General features: G+C 67.4%; 15 protein-coding genes. 7 read left to right on the forward strand and 8 right to left on the reverse strand.

The window, feature by feature from the left end; genetic code table 11:
* A partial coding sequence (locus tag AC5RUF_RS13895) for a DEAD/DEAH box helicase (RefSeq protein ID WP_494130968.1) occupies positions 1 to 1579 on the reverse strand: 1579 nt, incomplete at its 3' end.
* A 279-nt stretch (positions 1580 to 1858) separates the two neighbouring features.
* Between AC5RUF_RS13895 and trmB the strand changes: the two genes are divergently transcribed.
* Positions 1859 to 2728: a tRNA (guanosine(46)-N7)-methyltransferase TrmB gene (trmB, locus tag AC5RUF_RS13900; protein WP_494130969.1), complete on the forward strand. Its 870-nt coding sequence runs from the start codon at positions 1859 to 1861 to the stop codon at positions 2726 to 2728.
* Here the strand turns inward: trmB and AC5RUF_RS13905 are convergent.
* Positions 2713 to 3504, reverse strand: a complete 792-nt coding sequence (locus AC5RUF_RS13905; RefSeq protein WP_494130970.1) for an SDR family oxidoreductase — start codon at positions 3502 to 3504, stop codon at positions 2713 to 2715. The genes trmB and AC5RUF_RS13905 overlap by 16 nt on opposite strands.
* Before the next feature lie 101 nt (positions 3505 to 3605).
* Here AC5RUF_RS13905 and AC5RUF_RS13910 point away from each other — a divergent pair, with 101 nt between their 5' ends.
* Positions 3606 to 4442: a helix-turn-helix transcriptional regulator gene (locus tag AC5RUF_RS13910; RefSeq protein ID WP_494130985.1), complete on the forward strand. Its 837-nt coding sequence runs from the start codon at positions 3606 to 3608 to the stop codon at positions 4440 to 4442.
* Between the two features lie 146 nt (positions 4443 to 4588).
* Positions 4589 to 5584 carry an NYN domain-containing protein gene (locus AC5RUF_RS13915; RefSeq protein WP_494130971.1) on the forward strand — a complete coding sequence of 332 codons (996 nt, stop codon included), beginning with the start codon at positions 4589 to 4591 and terminating at the stop codon, positions 5582 to 5584.
* Between the two features lie 42 nt (positions 5585 to 5626).
* On the opposite strand, the gene AC5RUF_RS13920 is transcribed toward AC5RUF_RS13915, so the two are convergent.
* The gene (locus AC5RUF_RS13920; RefSeq protein ID WP_493998759.1) at positions 5627 to 6364 is read right to left on the reverse strand and encodes an MOSC domain-containing protein; all 738 of its coding nucleotides are present in this window, start codon (positions 6362 to 6364) and stop codon (positions 5627 to 5629) included.
* A gap of 100 nt (positions 6365 to 6464) precedes the next feature.
* On the opposite strand from AC5RUF_RS13920, the gene AC5RUF_RS13925 reads away from it, so the two are divergent.
* Positions 6465 to 7118, forward strand: a complete 654-nt coding sequence (locus tag AC5RUF_RS13925; protein ID WP_494130972.1) for a class I SAM-dependent methyltransferase — start codon at positions 6465 to 6467, stop codon at positions 7116 to 7118.
* Positions 7119 to 7159: 41 nt separating this feature from the next.
* On the opposite strand, the gene AC5RUF_RS13930 is transcribed toward AC5RUF_RS13925, so the two are convergent.
* The 4 genes from AC5RUF_RS13930 to dnaK all read right to left on the reverse strand — a co-directional run bounded on the left by AC5RUF_RS13930 (position 7160) and on the right by dnaK (position 11393).
* Positions 7160 to 7672, reverse strand: a complete 513-nt coding sequence (locus AC5RUF_RS13930; RefSeq protein WP_494130973.1) for a heat shock protein transcriptional repressor HspR — start codon at positions 7670 to 7672, stop codon at positions 7160 to 7162.
* Positions 7673 to 7741: 69 nt separating this feature from the next.
* On the reverse strand, positions 7742 to 8746 hold the full coding sequence (locus tag AC5RUF_RS13935) for a DnaJ C-terminal domain-containing protein (RefSeq protein WP_494130974.1): 1005 nt from the start codon (positions 8744 to 8746) through the stop codon (positions 7742 to 7744).
* A 128-nt stretch (positions 8747 to 8874) separates the two neighbouring features.
* Entirely contained in the window at positions 8875 to 9501 is a 627-nt protein-coding gene (locus AC5RUF_RS13940) for a nucleotide exchange factor GrpE (protein ID WP_494130975.1), read from the reverse strand.
* A 2-nt stretch (positions 9502 to 9503) separates the two neighbouring features.
* Positions 9504 to 11393: a molecular chaperone DnaK gene (dnaK, locus tag AC5RUF_RS13945; RefSeq protein WP_493997898.1), complete on the reverse strand. Its 1890-nt coding sequence runs from the start codon at positions 11391 to 11393 to the stop codon at positions 9504 to 9506.
* A gap of 243 nt (positions 11394 to 11636) precedes the next feature.
* On the opposite strand from dnaK, the gene AC5RUF_RS13950 reads away from it, so the two are divergent.
* The 3 genes from AC5RUF_RS13950 to AC5RUF_RS13960 all read left to right on the forward strand — a co-directional run bounded on the left by AC5RUF_RS13950 (position 11637) and on the right by AC5RUF_RS13960 (position 13683).
* A complete protein-coding gene (locus tag AC5RUF_RS13950; protein WP_494130976.1) occupies positions 11637 to 12440 on the forward strand; it encodes a class I SAM-dependent methyltransferase in 804 nt (267 codons plus the stop codon).
* 105 nt (positions 12441 to 12545) lie between these two features.
* Positions 12546 to 13118, forward strand: coding sequence for a low molecular weight protein-tyrosine-phosphatase (locus AC5RUF_RS13955; RefSeq protein WP_494130977.1), 573 nt, complete (start codon positions 12546 to 12548; stop codon positions 13116 to 13118).
* Positions 13108 to 13683, forward strand: a complete 576-nt coding sequence (locus tag AC5RUF_RS13960; protein WP_494130978.1) for a nucleoside/nucleotide kinase family protein — start codon at positions 13108 to 13110, stop codon at positions 13681 to 13683. The genes AC5RUF_RS13955 and AC5RUF_RS13960 overlap by 11 nt, the downstream gene beginning before the upstream one ends.
* A 9-nt stretch (positions 13684 to 13692) precedes the next feature.
* On the opposite strand, the gene cls is transcribed toward AC5RUF_RS13960, so the two are convergent.
* A complete protein-coding gene (gene cls / locus AC5RUF_RS13965; RefSeq protein WP_493998653.1) occupies positions 13693 to 15168 on the reverse strand; it encodes a cardiolipin synthase in 1476 nt (491 codons plus the stop codon).
* Positions 15169 to 15218 lie beyond the last annotated feature (50 nt).

A 15218-nucleotide genomic window follows, 5' to 3' on the forward strand; every position in this document is an offset into this window, starting at 1 on the left:
GGGCCGGGCGGCCCGAGGCTGCGCCGCCCTGTCCCCGGGAGGCTCCGCCGGAACGCTGGCCGCTGCCGGCACCCTCGGCGCGCTGGCCGGTGGCCGGACGGCGGTTGCGGCCGGCCGCGGTTGCAGCTCCGGCGCTGCCGCGGCGCCCCTCGGCCGCGCGGGCCGGACGCTGGGTGCGGGCGCCGTCGCCGGCGGCTGCGCGGTCGTTGCGTTCGCTGCGGTCCATCCGCTCGGGCCGCTCGGCGGAGACGCGGCCGCGGCCGCCGTTGCCGCCCCGGCCGCCGGCGCGGGGGGCACCGTTGGAACGGGCAGCACGCTTGCGCTGGGCGTTGGCGCCGGTGGAGCGTCCGCCACCCTGCTGCGGGGACTTGGCGGCCAGCTGCGCGGCACGGACGTGCGGTTCAACAATGGCAGCCCGCTCGCCAACCAGCTTGGCGATGGACGGGGAGTTGTGGCTGACCTTCTCGATGGAGACGTCGACGCCGGCGGCCTTCATCAGTTTGGCCACCTCGCCCTTCTGCTCCGGAAGGGTCAGGGTGACCACGGTGCCGTCGGACCCGGCGCGGGCCGTACGGCCGGAGCGGTGCAGGTAGGCCTTGTGTTCCGTGGGCGGATCAATGTGGACCACGAGTTCAACATCATCGACATGCACGCCGCGGGCGGCGACGTCGGTGGCCACCAGGACGCGGACATCGCCGGAGGCGAACTCGGCCAGGTTCCGGTCGCGTGCGTTCTGCGACAGGTTGCCGTGCAGGTCCACCGTGGGGATGCCGCTGTCCGTGAGGAACTTGGCCATCTTGCGGGCATGGTGCTTGGTGCGCATGAACATGATGCGGCGGCCCTGGCCGGAGGCAAGCTCCTTGACCAGCAGCTTCTTGGCGGTCTGGTCCTGGACCAGCAGCACGTGGTGCTCCATGGTGGTGACCGCTGCCTGCGGATCATCCACCGAGTGCGTCAGCGGGTTGGACAGGTAGCGGCGGACCAGCTTGTCCACGCCGTTGTCCAGGGTGGCGGAGAACAGCATGCGCTGTCCCTGTTCCGGGGTGCGGTCCAGCAGGCGCTGCACCACGGGCAGGAAGCCGAGGTCGGCCATGTGGTCGGCCTCGTCCAGCACGGTGATTTCCACGGCTTCGAGGCTGATGACCTTCTGCTTCATCAGGTCCTCGAGGCGGCCGGGGCAGGCAATGACAATGTCGACGCCGGCCTTCAGCGCCTTTTCCTGGCGCTGCTGGGATACGCCGCCGTAAATCACGGTGGTGTTCAGGCCCAGTTCCTTGGCCAGCGGCTCAATGACGTTGTTGATCTGCGTGGCCAGTTCGCGGGTGGGTGCCAGGACCAGGCCCAGCGGGCGGTTGGGCCGGCGCCGGTAGGCGGCCTCGTTCTCCGCCAGCCGGGTAACCAGCGGCAGGGAGAAGGCAAGGGTCTTGCCGGAGCCGGTGCGGCCGCGGCCCAGCACGTCGCGGCCCTTGAGGGTGTCGGGAAGGGTTTCCACCTGGATGGGGAACGGCTCGGCAATTCCGGCCGCGGCAAGGGAGGAAACAAGCGCCTTGGGCACGCCAAGGGCAGCAAAAGTAGTCATTAAAGACAGGCAACTTTCGGTAAGTGGCCCCCAACGCCGTTTGGGCCGGGGGTTCGCCGAAGAAAAGTCAGACAGTGTCTACCGCACTAAATCGGCGGGACAAAAGAAAGCGTTCATCGACGCAGGCTGGACTGCTTACACACACGGTGCAGCACCGTGGCAGGACCAACATCTCCCCTCAGTTTACCGTAAGGTGGAAACTTTCCTAATCGGGGCACCGGCGGCAGGGAAAGGCGTGCCCGGAAAAGGCCCTGGCCCCAGCCGATAGCATTAACGGTGATGACTACTGAACCAGCCCTGCCCGATGCCGCCGATACCGTGGCCGCAGATGCCCCTGCCCCCGGTGCAGACACGGAGCAGCATTTCCGCTCCCCGGTCTCCTTTGTCCGCCGTGGCTCCCGCCTGCAGGGCCGCCGCCAGCAGGCCTGGGACGAACTCTCGGACCGTTTTGTAGTGGACGTGCCGCGCGACGAGGCAGACACGTCGGTGCACCCGGACTACGTGTTCGACGCCGCGGAGGAGTTCGGGCGCACGGCGCCCCTCGTCGTCGAAATCGGGTCCGGACTGGGCGAAGCCGTCACGCACGCCGCCGAACAGAATCCGGACAAGGACTTCCTCGCCGTGGAGGTCTACCTGCCCGGGCTGGCGCAGACCCTGCAGCGGATCGGCCAGAAAGGTCTCACCAACGTCCGCGTGGTGCAGGCCAACGCACCGGAGGTGCTGACCACCATGCTGCCCGCCGGATCAGTGGAGGAGGTCTGGGTGTTCTTCCCCGACCCCTGGCACAAGACCCGCCACCACAAGCGCCGGCTGGTGAAGGAGTCCTTCGCCGAACTGGTGGCCCGCGTCCTGGTGCCCGGCGGCACCTGGCGCCTGGCCACCGACTGGTCCGACTACGCCGTGCAGATGCGCGAGGTCCTGGACGCCTCCGCCCGGTTCGAGAACCTGCACGCCGGCGAGCAGGCCGGCGAGGCCGGCCCGCTCACCCGGGTGCACCGGGAGGGCCTCGAAAACAAGGCACCGGAGGACGACGTCGACGAACGCGGCGGCTGGGCCCCCCGTTTCGAAGGGCGCACGCTCACCAGCTTCGAGAACAAGGCCCACCAGGCCGGGCGGCTGATCTTCGATCTGGCTTACCGCCGGGTCTGAGGGAGCACGCTACGCCGGCTCCCCCCCGCCGTGAGCTTTGGATTCACGGCAGCCACGGCGGCGTCGTAACGCCCCTGGACCTCGGCGAACCGCAGGAACTTCACGGCCTCGACCAGGATTTCCGTGGCATCGGGCCGGGTTTCCAGCAGCTCCATGACCTCGTCCGCGAAATCATCCAGCGGCAGGTAGTGCTCATTCACCGACCCGCCGGGCATCAGCTCGGTCTGCACCGCCGGCGGAACCAGCTCGATGACCTGGACCGGGGTGCCGGCCAGTTGGAGCCGGATGGTCTCGCTGAACCGGTGGATAAAGGCCTTGGTTCCGTTGTACGTGGGGGTGGCCGCAAGCGGCGTGTGGGCCAGCCCGGAGGAAACGGTGATGAGGGCGGCCTGCGGCCGGGTTTCCAAATGCTCGATGAAGGCCGCCATCAGGCGCAGCGGGCCGAGGACGTTGGTTTCGACGATGCGCTCGGCCTCCGGCAGGAAGCCGGCGGTGTGCACGTCTTCCGGGGCCATGACCCCGGCCATGGCAATAAGCACGTTCAGTCCGGGATGGCGGGCGGTGACGGCGTCCCGTGCCGCCAGGACCGAGGCCGGATCGGTAGTGTCGATGGCCACCGTGTCGAAGCCGTGTTCGGCGCCGAGGCGGTCCAGGACATCGGTGCGGCGTCCGCCGATGATTACCGTATTGCCTGCGGCGGAGAAGCGGAGGGCGAGCGCCAGGCCGATACCGGAGGTGGCGCCGGGAATGAAAATGGTGTTTCCGGAAATATTCATGCACCCAGTCTTGGCCCGGCTGCCGCCGGGCGGGAGAGGAGCGTTTGTCGTAGGATTGCCGGTCCCTGTATAGAATCGCGGCCGTGCCCGATGATGGAGGCATGGACCGCTTCACGCTCGCTGAATTCCTGAAATCCCGCCGGGACGCACTGCAGCCGGCCGACGTCGGGCTGTCCCCCGGTGCACGACGCCGCGTCCCCGGCCTGCGCCGGGATGAGGTGGCTTCCCTGACGGGAATGTCCATTGACTATTACACCCGGCTGGAGCAGGGCCGCGGGCCCCAGCCTTCGGACCAGATGCTGGGAGCACTGGCACGGGCGCTGCGGCTCAGCCATGACGAGCGCGACTACCTTTTCCGCCTGGCCGGCCGCAATCCTCCGCCGCGTGCGTCCATGGATCTCCACATTGCCCCGCCGCTGCTGAGGGTGCTGGACCGCTTGGAGGACACTCCTGCGCTGATTCTTTCCGCCTTGGGCGAGACCCTGGCGCAAAACCGCCTGGCCAAGGCGCTGCTGGGAGATCACTCGCGGTTCACCGGCGATGCCCGCAGCAGTGTCTACCGGTGGTTCACGGACCCGGCCGAGCGCTCCGTCTATCCGGCCGCCGAGCAGGCACGGCAGGGCAGGGCCCAGGTGGCCGGGCTGCGGGTCGCGGTGTCCCAGTCCGCCCAGGCACGCGGCCTGGTCAAGCGGCTGCAGCGGCTGAGCCCGGAGTTCAATGACATCTGGCAGGACCACGACGTGGCCACCCGGTTTGCGGACCACAAGACGCTGCAGCATCCGGAACTGGGCGAGATTGAGCTGGACTGCCAGACGCTCTACAGCGAGGATGCCAGCCAGGCCCTCCTGGTCCTGACCGCCCCGCCGCGCACGGAAGCAGCGGAGAAGCTGCGCCTGCTGTCCGTGATCGGCCAGCAGCGGTTTGCGTCCGCGGGATAGCCGGCCGGGCAGCGTTCCGGACGTTTCCGGCAGGTTCGGGAGCGGCCCGCGGCAGGCCCCGGTTTGCCCTTCCCGCACCGGCCGCTGGAAACTGGGGATATGGACGGCAGCAAGCCGTCCGCTGCCCCGAAGGAATTTTCCCCACCATGCATGAACCGAGCGATCCGCGTGTCGGCCTGTACATCGACTTCGACAACATTGTTATTTCCCGCTACCAGCAACTGCACGGCCGCAACGCCTTCCAACGGGACGGGATCCGGAATTTCGACAAGTCCAGCCGGGATGCCGACCCCGAGGTAGCCGCGAAGCTCACCGCGGCCACCGTTGATTTCAACGCCATCATCGATTTCGCGGCCTCCTTCGGCACCCTGGTGGTGAACCGGGCCTATGCGGACTGGTCGGTGCCCGTGAACGCCAGCTACCAGCGCCAGCTGATGTCCCGGGCCGTGGACCTCACGCAGCTGTTCACCACCACCACGCGCGGCACCAAGAACGGCGCCGACATCCGGCTCGCGGTGGACGTGGTGGAGGACCTGTTCCGGCTGCCGGACCTCACCCACATCATCATTGTGGCCGGGGATTCCGACTACATTGCGCTGGCCCAGAAGGCGAAGCGGCTGGGCCGGTTTGTAGTGGGCATCGGCGTGGCCGGTTCCACGAGCACCTCCCTGGCCGCGGCGTGTGACGAGTTCGAGGACTACGACTCCCTGCCGGGCATTGTGAAGGCCGAAGCCGCTGTGGCGTCGGGTACGGGCAACAACAAGTCAGGCCGTGACCAGGCTCCGGCACGGGGACGGAACCTGACGGTGGTGCCCATGTTCTCGCACACCGAGGATGCCCTGTTTGAGGAACCGGAAATCGCCGAGGACATTGATCCGCGGACCCTCGCCACCGAACTGCTGGTGCGGGCGCTGAAGATCGGCCATGCCAAGGGCGAGGCCGACGAATGGCTCAACAGCGGTACGGTCAAGAACCAGATGCGCCGGATGGACCCGTCCTTTAACGAGAAGCCGCTCGGTTTCCGGTCCTTTACCGATTTCCTGTCCTCGCGCAGCGACCTGGTGGAGATGGACGACGACGGCCCCCAGCGCCTGGTCCGGCTGCGCCCGGAGGCCGACGCCGGGGCTGCCGACGGCGCCTGAGCACCGGCCGGCGGCAGCAGCCCTTCCGCTGCGGCGCTGCGCCTAGCCGGACCGGCTGCGCCGAAGGGTAACCACGTCCCCGACCCGCAGCGTCCCGGCCTGCATGACCCCGGCCTGCAGCCCGAATTCCGTGCGGTGGTGGGTGCCGAGGAGTTTCAGCGCCCGGGGGTGCGCTTCGATGCCTGCCTGCGGTTGGTCGATCATGACACAGCGGGGCATTCCGGGGCCCAGGGCAAGGACGACGCCGGCGCCGAGGACAAGTTCGGCGCCGGTCCAGTCATCCTCGCTGAAGGGCCGGGCGGAGAAGGTATCGATGACGAGGTTGGCCCGGAAGCGGCGTTCGTCCACCACACCGCCGGACAGTTCCGCGACGGCGGCCAGCGAGGACGTCGTCACCAAGTGCATCGGCGTCTCGTCATGGTGAAGGATGGTCGTTTCCGGCCGCAGGTCCAGTTCCTGCCCAAATGCTGCACTGAGTACCCCGGAGGCAGCCGGGTCATCCACCCGGTAGCGCCGGCCGTCCGGGCTTATCAGCCACGGCGGGCTTCCGGCGCTCCCCGCTTTCGAAGACCAGTGCATCAGGCCCGGCAGCGGACGGAAGCGGCTGGTGCGCTTGCCGCTGGCGATCCCGCCGTCCTCGGTGTAAACGGCCCACCGGCGGTCATGCTCCAGCCCGGTGTCCGTGACGACGGCGGTGCGAAGCGCTTCGCCCGCCGTTGATTTGACCGGAAAGCGGTACAGCGCCCGGACTACCCCGATCCGTGTCTCCGCGTGCGCCATTCCGGTATTCTGCCACACCGGGTGCGCTGCCTCCGCCGGGACTTTTGCCGGTTCGGCAACAGGGTTTGCGGCCGGTCGCCGGGCACCCCATGCTTCAAATATGGAGCAGAACCATGAGACCCCCACACCCGCACCGGAGAAGGCCATGACCGAAGCGGACTGGGACCAGCGCTATTCCGAACGCGACACCCTCTGGAGCGGACAGCCCAATGGCACGCTCGTAGCGGAGGCCGGCGGGCTGACACCGGGGCGCGCCCTCGACGTCGGCTGCGGCGAAGGCGCAGACGCGCTGTGGCTCGCGGCACGGGGATGGAACGTGACTGCGCTGGATGTCTCCAAAGTGGCCCTCGCCCGTGCCGCCGGGGAGGCTGCGCAACGCTCACTCCGGATCAACTGGCTGCATGCCGGGCTGGTGGAGGCGGCTCTTCCCGCCGGAATGTTCGATTTGGTCTCGGCCCAGTATCCGGCACTCCCACGCACCCGCGACAACGCCGCCGAGCAGGCCCTGCTGCGGGCGGTGGCCCCCGGCGGCATCCTCTTGGTGGTGCATCATGCGATGCCCGGTGCCGCTCCGGACCAGGAACACGCTTCCGCCGTCGATATGCGCGAGTATGTGCTTCCCGGCGACATTGCCGCTTCCCTGGACGGGAACTGGGTGGTGGAGGTGGACGAGACCCGTCCCCGGCACGTCGCGGCCGGTGCCGGCGCGCACCACACCGAAGACGTGGTGCTGCGGGCACGGCGGCTGGGTTAACACTTCCTGCCGGCCGGGCTCTGCCCCTGGAACGGGCCGGGCTACAGGGACTGGATGTACCCGTCCTGGGCGTAGTCCCGTTCACTGGACTTGCCGGCCGGAAGGGCGCGCAGCCGTCCGCGGCGCTGCATCAGCGAGACCAGGCCCAGCTGCTGCACCGAGTTCGCGGCAGCGGGCGGGCGCTGCCCGCGGTTGAGGGTCACTACGTCCCCGGCCAGTCCGGCGGCAAACACGCGGCTGCGGTCGGAGGAGCGCCGCTGCGCCTCGTCCAGTTCGGAGGAGAGCTCCACAATGCGCTGCCGCAGGCCGGTGACCTGGTTCTGGAGTTCCATGATCCGTTTGATGCCCTCGAGGGAAACACCCTCCTGGGACAGCTTCTGGACCTCGCGCAGCAGTTCGATGTCGCGCTGGGAATAGCGGCGCGAGCGGCCGGGAGCCCGGCTGGGACGGACGATTCCGAGCCGGTCGTATTGCCGGAGGGTCTGCGGATGCATTTCCGCGAGCTCAGCAGCAACGGAGATCACGAAAATAGGCGCATTGACATCTATGCCCACGGTTCCTCCTCTACGGCTGTTGACATACTAACGCGGAAAATCGTTCCTCCGGCGGCCCGGGCGGGCACGTCAGAGTCGTGCTTTGAGTGCCAGCGATGCCCGGGGATCCTCGCCCTTGGTTGCTTCGGCGAACGCCTCCACGGCCGCCTGGGCCTCCTTGTTCAGATGCGAAGGCACGGCGACGTCGATGGTCACAAGCAGGTCGCCGTCGCCCTTGGACGTGTGGACACCGCGTCCCTTGACGCGCAGGGTGCGGCCGGACGGCGTGCCGGCGGGGACTTTAAGGCGGACCTTGTCAGAGGTCAGCGTCGGCACCTCGATGGTGGCGCCCAACGCCGCTTCGGGGAAGGACACCGGTACGTGGATCCGGATGTTGTTGCCTTCACGCGTGAAGAAGTCGTGCGGCGTGACGTGCACGGTGACCATCAGGTCCCCGGCGCCGGCTGCGCCGGGCTGGCCCTTGCCGCGGACGCGGATTTTCTGTCCGTCCTTGACTCCGGCAGGCACCCGGACTTCCACTACCTCGCCGCTGGGCTCGCGCAGTCCGATGACGGTGCCGTTGATCGACCCGGCAAAGGAAATGGTGGTGGTGGCGGTGCGGTCCGCGCCCTTGGTGGGCGGCGGGGCGCCGAAGCCGCCTCCGCCAAAGCCGCTGCCGCCGCCGAAGAGGTCGGCGAATTCGGGCGGAATGTTGCTGCCACCGGCGTTGAATGTGCTGCGCCGGCTGCCGCCGCGGGCGGTCTGGCCGAACAGTCCGCCGAAGATGTCCTCGAAGCCTGCGCCGCCCCCGGGACCGCCGCCCGCACCGCCGGGTCCGCCGGCGGAGAACCTGGCGCCGCTGCCCATCGCGCGGATGGCGTCGTACTGCTGGCGTTCCTCGGGGTCGGACAGAACCGAATAGGCCTCGGAGAGGTCCTTGAACATCCGCTCGGCATTGGTGTCATTCTGGTTCTGGTCCGGATGGTATTTCCGTGCCAGCTTCCGGTATGCCTTCTTGATGTCGGCTTCCGACGCATCCTTGGGAACACCCAGAATCTTGTAAAAGTCCTTATCGACCCAATCCTGACTAGCCAATTGGCGTCCCCTTTCTCATGTGCCGATCCCGCTTCTGCGGCGCTGCCGCCGGACCTGCTGCCCCTGCTGCGGGACCTGCCTATGGAAATGTCCGGGGCCGCCTCCCGGCGGCCCCGGACCTGGTACTGCTACTGTTCCGGAACCGAAACAATCACCTGCGCGGCACGCAGTACCCGGTCACCGGACTTGTAGCCGGCCCTCAGGATCTGCGTCACCGTATCGAACGTTACGTCCGCGCTCTGCTGCTGGATGAGCGCCTCGTGGATGTTCGGATCGAACTCCACACCCGTCTCATCGATACGGCTCAGGCCGTACGTCTTGAGCGAGTTCTCCAGCTTGGTGGCGATCGCGGCGAAGGGACCCTCCGCCAGATCGCCGTGCTGGCGCGCGGCATCGATGTCGTCCAGGACCGGCATCAGTGAGTTCAGCACACCGATAACCGCCATTTCCCGGGCCACATCGCGGTCACGTTCCACCCGCTTGCGGTAGTTCACGTATTCGGCCTGCAGACGCAGCAGGTCATTACGCAGTTCCGCCGCTTCGGGCGAACCGGCGGCAGCAGGCTGCGCCGGCACGTCGGCGTTGTTGAGGATCTGCTCCGCCTGGGAGAGGGCATCCCCCTCGGCCCCGGGGGTGGAAGCCGAAGCTTCTCCCCCGGCGCCGTTGGGCTTTGCCTCGTCCTGGCCGGGCGTGCCCTGGCCGCTTACCGGTTCTTCACCTTCGGGAGTGTTCCCGTGCTCGTTTCCCGCCGGCATGATTACTTCTTTTCTTCGTCGTCGACAACTTCGGCATCCACGATGTCTTCGTCACCGGCAGCACCTGCAGCAGAGCCGTCACCGGCTGCACCGCCGGCAGCGGAGCCGTCACCCGGGGCGCCGTCGGCACCGGCAGCGGAGGCCGAGGCGTAGATGGCTTCGCCGAGCTTGGTCTGGGAAGCCTGCAGCTTCTCAAACGCGCTCTTGACCTCGTCGTCGTTATCCGTGCCTTCGAGGGCCTTCTTCAGTGCGTCGACATCGCCCTTGACCTCGGTCTTGACGTCTTCGGGCAGCTTGTCGTCGTTGTCGGTGAGGAGCTTGTCCACCGAGTAGGCCAGCTGCTCGGCCGAGTTGCGGACATCGGCGGCCTCGCGGCGCTTCTTGTCCTCGGCTGCGTGCTCTTCGGCTTCACGGACCATGCGGTCAATGTCGTCCTTGGAGAGCGAGGAGCCGCCCGTGATGGTCATGGACTGCTCGGCGCCGGTGCCCTTGTCCTTGGCGGACACGTGCACAATGCCGTTGGCGTCGATGTCGAAGGTGACCTCGATCTGCGGGACGCCGCGCGGAGCCGGAGCGATGCCGGTCAGCTCGAAGGTGCCCAGCGGCTTGTTGTCGCGGGTGAACTCACGCTCGCCCTGGAAGACCTGGATGGCCACGGACGGCTGGTTGTCATCCGCAGTGGTGAAGGTTTCGCTGCGCTTGGTCGGGATGGCCGTGTTGCGCTCGATCAGCTTGGTCATCACTCCACCCTTGGTCTCGATGCCCAGGGACAGCGGGGTGACGTCGATCAGCAGGACGTCCTTGCGCTCGCCCTTCAGCACACCGGCCTGCAGTGCGGCACCGACAGCCACAACCTCGTCCGGGTTGACGCCCTTGTTCGGCTCCTTGCCGCCTGCCAGCTGCTTGACCAGCTCGGAGACGGCCGGCATACGGGTGGAGCCGCCCACGAGGATGATGTGGTCGATGTCGGAAACCTTGATGCCGGCTTCGCTGATGACGTCATTGAACGGCTTCTTGGTGCGGTCCAGCAGGTCCTTGGTCAGGTCCTGGAACTTGGCACGGGAAAGGTGCTCATCCAGGTGGACGGGGCCTTCGGGCGTGACCGAGAGGTACTGCAGGGAGATGTTGGTGGAGGTGGCCGAAGAGAGTTCCTTCTTGGCCTGCTCGGCGGCTTCCTTCAGGCGCTGCAGGGCGATCTTGTCCTTGGACAGGTCCGCACCCTTGGCCTTGGCCTGGCCCAGCAGGTAATCCACAATGCGCTGGTCCCAGTCATCGCCGCCGAGGCGGTTGTCACCGGCGGTGGCGCGGACCTGGATGGTGGAGAATTCGTCCTCGTCCTTGCCGACTTCCAGCAGGGAAACGTCGAACGTGCCGCCGCCGAGGTCGAAGACGAGAATCAGTTCGTCTTCCTTGCCCTTGTCCAGGCCGTAGGCCAGGGCGGCCGCGGTGGGCTCGTTGACAATGCGCAGCACGTTCAGGCCGGCAATCTCGCCGGCTTCCTTCGTGGCCTGGCGCTCGGCATCATTGAAGTAGGCAGGAACGGTGACCACGGCGTCCGTGACCTTCTCACCGAGGTAGGCCTCGGCGTCGTTCTTCAGCTTCATCAGGATGCGGGCGGAGATTTCCTGGGCGGTGTACTTCTTGCCGTCGATGTCCACGCTCCAGTCAGTGCCCATGTGGCGCTTGACGGAGGAAATGGTGCGGTCAATGTTATTGACGGCCTGGCGCTTGGCGATCTCGCCGACCAGGACTTCGCCGGACTTGGCGAAGGCAACAACCGACGGGGTGGTGCGGCCGCCTTCGGCGTTGGCGATAACGGTGGGCTCGCCGCCTTCGAGGACCGAGACAACCGAGTTGGTGGTTCCGAGGTCAATACCTACTGCACGTGACATATTTGCTTCCTCTTTCCTTGGAAAACCCGCATCTTCCGCGATATCCCCGTCTCCCGCCCGGAGGACGGAATGCCGAGGCGAACCAGCGTTGCGTGATTGAGCGTTCTGCACTCAACTCTACTCAGCGCTCCTGCTTTGTCAATAAACTTGAGCCTTGCTGGCTCAACTTTGCGCCGGCGGGTTGCACAACACGCTGGAACGTTCTAGCGGCAGGCCGGTAGGGGCGGGCGGTAGGGTCCTGCTATGCGTCCCGAAACGTACACCCACGGCCACCACCGCAGCGTGGTCCGGGCCCACGCGGTCCGCACCGCCCAGGACTGCGCCGCCTACCTGCTGCCCGAACTGAAGCCGGGAACGAGCCTGCTCGACGTCGGCTGCGGTCCCGGCAGCATCACCGCCGACTTCGCGGGGATCACGGCACCTGGCCCGGTGACCGGCTTGGATTCCTCGGAGGACGTCCTGGTGCAGGCACGGCAGCTGGCCGCCGACCGCGGACTGGCGAACACCGATTTTGCCGCTGGGAACGTCTATGACCTGGATTTTCCGGACGAAACCTTCGACGTGGTCCACGCCCATCAGGTGCTCCAGCATCTGGCCGATCCGGTGGCGGCACTGCGGGAAATGCGCCGCGTCGCCAAGCCGGGCGGCCTGGTGGCCGTGCGCGACGCCGACTTCCACGGCATGAGCTGGTATCCGGCCGTCCCCGAACTGACGGAATGGATGGACCTCTACCAGCAAATAGCCCGCGGGAACCAGGCCGAGCCTGACGCCGGGCGGCACCTGCTCGCCTGGGCCCTTGAGGCCGGCTTCACCGAGATCACCCCCTCGTCCTCCAACTGGCTTTACGCCACCCCGGACCAGCGCTCCTGGTATGCCGGGGTCTGGGCCGAGCGGGTGCTCCACTCCGCCTTTGCCGGGCAGGCGCTGGAGCGCGGTCTGGCGGACCGGGCCGGGCTGGAGCGGATGGCCGCCGGCTGGCAGGAATGGGGTGCCGCTCCGGACGGCTGGTTCCTGATGCCCTGCGGCGAACTGCTCGCCCGCGCCTGACGCGCCGGACCTGCACCGTCCGGTCGCGCCCGTCCGGGTGCCAGGAAAGGGGTCAGCCGGGATCATGATGGCAGAGGCCCGGCACGGTTTGCGTAGGGTTAAGGCATGTTCCACATCCAGACCGTATGCACGGGAAACATCTGCCGGTCCCCCATGGCCCAGTTCGCCCTGGACCGCGCTTTCCGGGAACACCGCGGCACAGCTGACGTGGCGGTGGACAGCGCCGGGCTGACCGGCTGGGAAGCGGGCAAGCCGATGGATCAGCGCGCCGCCGCGGAGCTGAAGCGCCACGGTTACGCCGCGGGCGCCATTGGCGCCTTCCGCGCCCGGGAGTTCCAGCCGGAATGGTTTGCCGGTCGTGACCTGGTTTTGGCCATGGACTACGGGCATTACCTTGAACTGGCCCGGCAGGCCCCCTCGGCGGCGGACCGGGCCAAGGTGATGATGCTGCGGGCTTTCGACCCGGCCCTGCAGACCCCCGAAGGCCGGCCCGCCCCGTCGGCCGCACTTGGCATCGAGGACCCCTGGTACGGCGATGCCCGGGACTTCGAAACGGCGTACGGGCTCATCGCCGCGGCCGTGCCGGGCGTGGTGCAGTATGTGGACCGGCTGCTGGCGGAGCGCTCCGCATGCCGCGAGCGCGGAAGCAATAACACCGAAAGCAACAATGAACTCTGAGAACGGCCGCCCCGGGCCCCTGCTCATCGCCGTCGACGGGTTCTCCGGTGCCGGGAAAACCACGCTGGCCACCGAGGTGGCTGCCACCCTGACCCGCCGGGGCTCCGTGCGGCTGTTCCATCTGGAGGACATTTACCCTGGCTGGGACGGGCTGGAGTCCGGCATGACCTATTACCGGGAGCAGGTCCTCCGCCCGCTGGCCGAGGGCAGGGCGGCCCGTTGGCAGCCGTGGGACTGGGAAGCCGGGCGGCCCGGACCGTGGCAGAGAACCGAGCCGGCCGACGTCGTCGTGTTTGAGGGGGTAGGCGCGGCACACCGCGAAGCCCGGGCGCTGCTGGCTGCCACAGTGTGGGCGGAGGGCGAAGAAAGTGTCCGCCGCCGGTACGCCCTGGAACGCGACGGGAGCACCTACGCCCCGCACTGGGAGCGCTGGGCGGCCCAGGAGCGGCGGTGGGCGGCCGACGACGACGCCGCGTCCGCCGCGGATGTCACTGTCCGGCTCGTTGGCCCCGGGGGAAACGCCGCAGCCGCGCTGGCCGCGGTCCTCGACCGGCTGCCGCGCTGAACCGTACCGTTACTGCAGGGTGGCGGTCAGCCGGGCCACGTTGTCGATGTAGCGTTGCCAGACCGGCCGGCCCACCCAGTTCTCCAGCAGCAGCTCCTTGGACAGGGCACGGTAGGTGTCTTCCACGCGGCGCATCTGTTCCACGATGGTGCCGTCGAACATCATCACGGAGACCTCGAGGTTCAGTGAGAAGGAACGCATGTCCATGTTGGAGGACCCCAGCACGGCCACTTCATTGTCAATGGTGAAGTGCTTGGCATGCAGGACCAGCGGCTTGGGGTACTGGTAGATCCGGATGCCGGCCCGCAGCAGCGCCTCATAGTAGGAACGCTGGGCGTGGTCCACCAGGAACTGGTCGCCCTGCTCCGAGACAAACAGCTCCACTTCCACGCCGCGCTGGGCCGCCGTCGTCACCGCATAAAGCAGGGTGTCATCGGGGACAAAGTACGGGCTCGTGATGGAGATCCGGTCACTGGCGGAGTAGATCAGGGACGCGAACAGGCGCAGGTTGTTTTCCGTACTGAAACCGGGGCCGCTGGGCACCACCTGGCAGGTCACATCGCCCGGATCGAACGTCCACTCGTACAGGCTCAGTTCGCGTTCGAGGTTCTCGTCCGTCTCCGCGTTCCAGTCGGTGGCGAACACTACGTTCAGTTCATCCACCACCGGGCCCTCCACCCGGGCCATCAGCTCCACCCATTTGCGTCCCGACCGGCGGTTGCGTCCCTTGTGGTAGGCAGGCTCGATCAGGTTCTGCGAGCCGGTGAAGGCCACCGCGCCGTCCACCACCAGCAGCTTGCGGTGGTTGCGCAGGTCCGGGCGGCGCCAGCGGCCGCGGAAGGGCTCCACGGGCAGCATCCGCCGCCACTGGATCTCGCTTTCGCGCAGCTCGCGCAGCAGCTTCCGGTAGCCCTTGATCCGCAGGGTCCCGATGTGGTCGAAAAGCAGCCGGACGGTCACACCGCGGGCGGCGGCTTCCTTCAGCGCGTTGAAGAACTCGCGGGTGTCGGCGTCGTACCCCATGATGTAGAACTCGACGTGGACGTAGCGGGCCGCTTTCTCCACTGCCCGGGTCATCTGCTCGATGGACTCGTGGTAGTCGCGCTGCAGTTCCACCTTGTTGCCGTCCAGGGTGGGGAAGGAGCCCAGCCGGCGGTTCAGTTCCGCGGCATTGAGCACCCATTCGGGACCGTCGTAGTTGCTGCCTTCGGTCTCGAGTTCCTTGGTGTTTTCCCGGACCGCCTGGTTGATTTCCGCCTGCCGCCGGACCCGGCGGTCGGACAGCCGGTGGTTGCCGAACAGTGAGAAGAGGATGATGCCCGGGATCGGGAGGAAGAAGATGCCCAGCAGCCAGGCCATGGCGGTGGTGGGGCGGCGGTTGCCCGGCACAACGCCCAGGGCAATGATCCGGATGGCATAGTCCACGGCCACCAGCACTGATGCCACCCAGCCGGACAGGTCGAAACCGGTCAGAGACCACCACACAACTATTGCTCCTCCCAGCAGCACGCCTGCGAACAGCCTATCTGTATGCG

The sequence above is a fragment of the Arthrobacter sp. Y3224198 genome (assembly GCF_059090025.1).

Coding starts and splice junctions, on each gene's coding strand:
- trmB (WP_494130969.1), top strand. CDS start 1,859: ATGACTACTGAACCAGCCCTGCCCGATGCCGCCGATACCGTGGCCGCA.
- AC5RUF_RS13905 (WP_494130970.1), bottom strand. CDS start 3,504: ATGAATATTTCCGGAAACACCATTTTCATTCCCGGCGCCACCTCCGGT.
- AC5RUF_RS13910 (WP_494130985.1), top strand. CDS start 3,606: ATGGACCGCTTCACGCTCGCTGAATTCCTGAAATCCCGCCGGGACGCA.
- AC5RUF_RS13915 (WP_494130971.1), top strand. CDS start 4,589: ATGCATGAACCGAGCGATCCGCGTGTCGGCCTGTACATCGACTTCGAC.
- AC5RUF_RS13920 (WP_493998759.1), bottom strand. CDS start 6,364: ATGGCGCACGCGGAGACACGGATCGGGGTAGTCCGGGCGCTGTACCGC.
- AC5RUF_RS13925 (WP_494130972.1), top strand. CDS start 6,465: ATGGAGCAGAACCATGAGACCCCCACACCCGCACCGGAGAAGGCCATG.
- AC5RUF_RS13940 (WP_494130975.1), bottom strand. CDS start 9,501: ATGCCGGCGGGAAACGAGCACGGGAACACTCCCGAAGGTGAAGAACCG.
- dnaK (WP_493997898.1), bottom strand. CDS start 11,393: ATGTCACGTGCAGTAGGTATTGACCTCGGAACCACCAACTCGGTTGTC.
- AC5RUF_RS13950 (WP_494130976.1), top strand. CDS start 11,637: ATGCGTCCCGAAACGTACACCCACGGCCACCACCGCAGCGTGGTCCGG.
- AC5RUF_RS13955 (WP_494130977.1), top strand. CDS start 12,546: ATGTTCCACATCCAGACCGTATGCACGGGAAACATCTGCCGGTCCCCC.
- AC5RUF_RS13960 (WP_494130978.1), top strand. CDS start 13,108: ATGAACTCTGAGAACGGCCGCCCCGGGCCCCTGCTCATCGCCGTCGAC.